This window comes from Herpetosiphon sp. (assembly GCF_003512625.1).
Taxonomy (GTDB): Bacteria; Chloroflexota; Chloroflexia; order Chloroflexales; family Herpetosiphonaceae; genus Herpetosiphon; species Herpetosiphon aurantiacus.
The window spans coordinates 5,627-8,343 of sequence record NZ_DOPT01000048.1 but is presented as its reverse complement, the minus strand read 5'-3'; the positions used below and the strand labels follow the sequence as shown (position 1 = coordinate 8,343).

Below are 2,717 nucleotides of genomic sequence, written 5' to 3'. Positions count from 1 at the left end.
GCGAGGGGTCGGGGGTGAGGGCACTTAGGCCATGCTTAATTTTCATCAAGAGAATCCATATGAGTGTTTCGCTAGCCCAAATTTTTCTCATCTTTCTTTCGGCGCTCACCATGTCGATTGTCAGCACGCCCTTAGTTCGCCGCTTGGCGATCGCGGTTGGAATTATTGATCAACCTAATGCCCGCAAAGTGCATACCAACCCTGTGCCGTTGCTAGGTGGCTTGGCAATTTATGGCGGGGTCGTGGTTACGTTGCTCATTTGGGATGACCAATTTATTCTGCGTGAATTGGCGGCGATCTTGGGCGGCGCGACGATTGTGGTTGTCTGTGGCATGCTCGATGATAAATGGGGCTTATCGGCCTCATTGAAGTTGCTGGGCCAAATTATTGCCTGTTTTGTGCTGATTTATGCTGGCATTCAGGTGCAATTATTTGCCTCGCCATGGCTCAACGCCCTGATCACAATTGCTTGGGTCGCGGGTATCTCGAATGCGATTAATTTTTTGGATAACATGGATGGCTTGTCGGCAGGCTTGACCGCCGTTGCTTCGGCGTTCTTCTTGCAACTAGCCGTTTTGAATGGCCAGTTTTTGGTCGCAGCTCTATCGGCGGCAACCATGGGCGCGTGTATCGGCTTTTTACGCCATAACTTTGTGCCAACCAAAATCTTTATGGGCGATACGGGCAGCCTGTTTTTGGGCTTTATTTTGGCAGTGCTCGGCATCAAACTGCGCTTTCCGAGCAACAGCATCATCGTTACTTGGATGATTCCGATTGTGGTGCTGGGCGTGCCAATTTTCGATACCTCGATGGTGATTGTGGCTCGTTTGCGGCGGCGGGTCAATCCCTTCAATACCCCTGGCAAAGACCACATTTCACATCGCTTTGTGGCGCTGGGGTCGTCGCGGCGCGAAGCTGTATTGATTTGCTATATGCTGGGCGTTGGCTGTGGCATTACCGCGACCATGTTGAGCAAAGCCGATGTCCAAGAAGCCTATGCCTTGGCGGCCTTGTTGATTGGGATTGCGTTGGTGGGAATTTGGCTGTTTGAACGCTATGCGCGGTATAACCCGCCGAAGTGAACTCGCACAACAAAGCCCATGGTTTCTGCTCCCGCAGCGGTAACCATGGGCTTTTTAAATTAAGCAGCGACCTTATGTGATTCCCAAGGCAACTCAAGAGCTAAACGGGGGGCGGTGATTGAAGCAGGCTTGAGCAACAGCTTAGGACCATAAGCCATCCAAACACTTTCATCTGCGACGCAGCGATACGAGCCATCATCAACAAGTTCCAATCGAGCACCGCAATCGGGGCAGCGGCGTTCTTCGAGCGAACGATTTTCCATGACGGGCCTCCTTGTGTGGGTGGTGTGTCCGGAAGTGGCGGAATTAAAAAATCCCACCCCCGGTTAGAGGAGTAGGCGATCATTGCCCTGTCGTATGGCCACGCTGCCATGTGTTACGCTGTAGTATACATGGTTTTGGCAAATTGACAATCGGGCTGTAGCCCTAGAATAACCAACCTGAGGATTGTCCTTGTTCTAGTTTAGGAGCACGTTGCGATGTATTGTTTACACTGTCGGCAGCGTTTAGAGTTACGCCTACGCGGCGGTCGCGAGCGTTTGATCTGCCCTGAATGTGGTTGGGTGCATTTTACCAGTGCTCCGGCTGGCGTGGCCGCCGTCATTCAAAATGATTTTGGCGAGGTGCTGTTGGTGCGGCGAGCTGGCACGTTTCGCCCAGGTTTATGGTGTTTGCCCTGTGGCTACCTTGAGCACGATGAAGAAATGCGCCAAGGCTTAGCCCGCGAGGTGCTGGAAGAAACTGGCTTGCAAGCCGAGATTGGCGAAGTTATTGCTGTTCATTCCAATCTTGATCGCGAGCCACCCTACCCGCTGGGGGTGTGGCTACGGGCAACGGTCAGTGGTGGCAATTTGCAAGCGGGCGGCGATGCTGATTTGGCTCAATTTTTCGCGCTCGATCAACTGCCACCACTGGCTTTCAACCACGATGCCTTAGTTTTAGCCCAACTTCAACAGCCCGCCGATGCCAGTGTGGCCGCGTTAACCCAAGAGATGCATGCATTTGTGCGCTCCAAGGGTTGGTACGAGGCCAATTCAAAACGCCCACAAACTCCCCGCAACTTAGCGATTTCGCTGACGCTTGAAGCGGCTGAAGTGCTTGAACACCTGCAATGGCGTGAGGAAATTGTCGATCAAACTGAATGGCAGGGCGAGTTGGCCGATGTATTGCTCTATTTGGTGCAATTAGCTGATACCACGAACGTTAATTTGGTTGAAGCTGTGCGAGCCAAATTACGCAAAAACGCTACTCGCGTGTGGGATCAGCCAGCTCAATAAGTGGCTAAAATGAGAGAATTAAAACTATTTAATGTCGTTGATTGACAGCTAGCCGCAATATCCGCTATAGTTAAACAGAACTTGTGTTCTATATCAAATACAAGTTCTGGATGAAGGAGGTATTGCGAATGAGTCAACAACCTGATCAACAACAGCAGAACCGGCCATTGCGGCTGATGTTTATGCTGACGATGGTAATTATGTGTATCACCGTGACAGTTTTAGTTGTGCTTGGGCGCGATGTTGCCCAATTGGTTAGCGTTGTGGCAGCATTTGCCGCGCTGGGCGCATTGCTCTGGCCAAAACATTAACCAAGCCTTGCTGTGAGGGTTGCACGACACTGTGCCACATCATGCTT

At 51.4% G+C, this 2,717-nt stretch carries 4 protein-coding genes; 3 read left to right on the top strand and 1 reads right to left on the bottom strand.

Translation table 11 applies throughout. The annotated features are described in order from the left end of the window. Positions 1-59: 59 nt before the first annotated feature. Positions 60-1,082: an MraY family glycosyltransferase gene (locus DEF47_RS11740; protein WP_041304634.1), complete on the top strand. Its 1,023-nt coding sequence runs from the start codon at positions 60-62 to the stop codon at positions 1,080-1,082. A 59-nt stretch (positions 1,083-1,141) separates the two neighbouring features. Here the strand turns inward: DEF47_RS11740 and DEF47_RS11735 are convergent, their stop codons facing one another. Then, complete coding sequence (locus DEF47_RS11735) at positions 1,142-1,345, bottom strand: hypothetical protein (RefSeq protein WP_041304635.1); 204 nt, start codon at positions 1,343-1,345, stop codon at positions 1,142-1,144. Between the two features lie 216 nt (positions 1,346-1,561). On the opposite strand from DEF47_RS11735, the gene DEF47_RS11730 reads away from it, so the two are divergent. Further along, positions 1,562-2,359: an NUDIX domain-containing protein gene (locus DEF47_RS11730; RefSeq protein WP_012190856.1), complete on the top strand. Its 798-nt coding sequence runs from the start codon at positions 1,562-1,564 to the stop codon at positions 2,357-2,359. Between the two features lie 128 nt (positions 2,360-2,487). After that, entirely contained in the window at positions 2,488-2,670 is a 183-nt protein-coding gene (locus tag DEF47_RS11725; RefSeq protein ID WP_041304637.1) for a hypothetical protein, read from the top strand. Positions 2,671-2,717 lie beyond the last annotated feature (47 nt).

What these genes read in the sequence shown, in the direction of transcription:
- DEF47_RS11740 (WP_041304634.1), top strand. Translation starts at nt 60, where the DNA reads ATGAGTGTTTCGCTAGCCCAAATTTTTCTCATCTTTCTTTCGGCGCTC.
- DEF47_RS11735 (WP_041304635.1), bottom strand. Translation starts at nt 1,345, where the DNA reads ATGGAAAATCGTTCGCTCGAAGAACGCCGCTGCCCCGATTGCGGTGCT.
- DEF47_RS11730 (WP_012190856.1), top strand. Translation starts at nt 1,562, where the DNA reads ATGTATTGTTTACACTGTCGGCAGCGTTTAGAGTTACGCCTACGCGGC.
- DEF47_RS11725 (WP_041304637.1), top strand. Translation starts at nt 2,488, where the DNA reads ATGAGTCAACAACCTGATCAACAACAGCAGAACCGGCCATTGCGGCTG.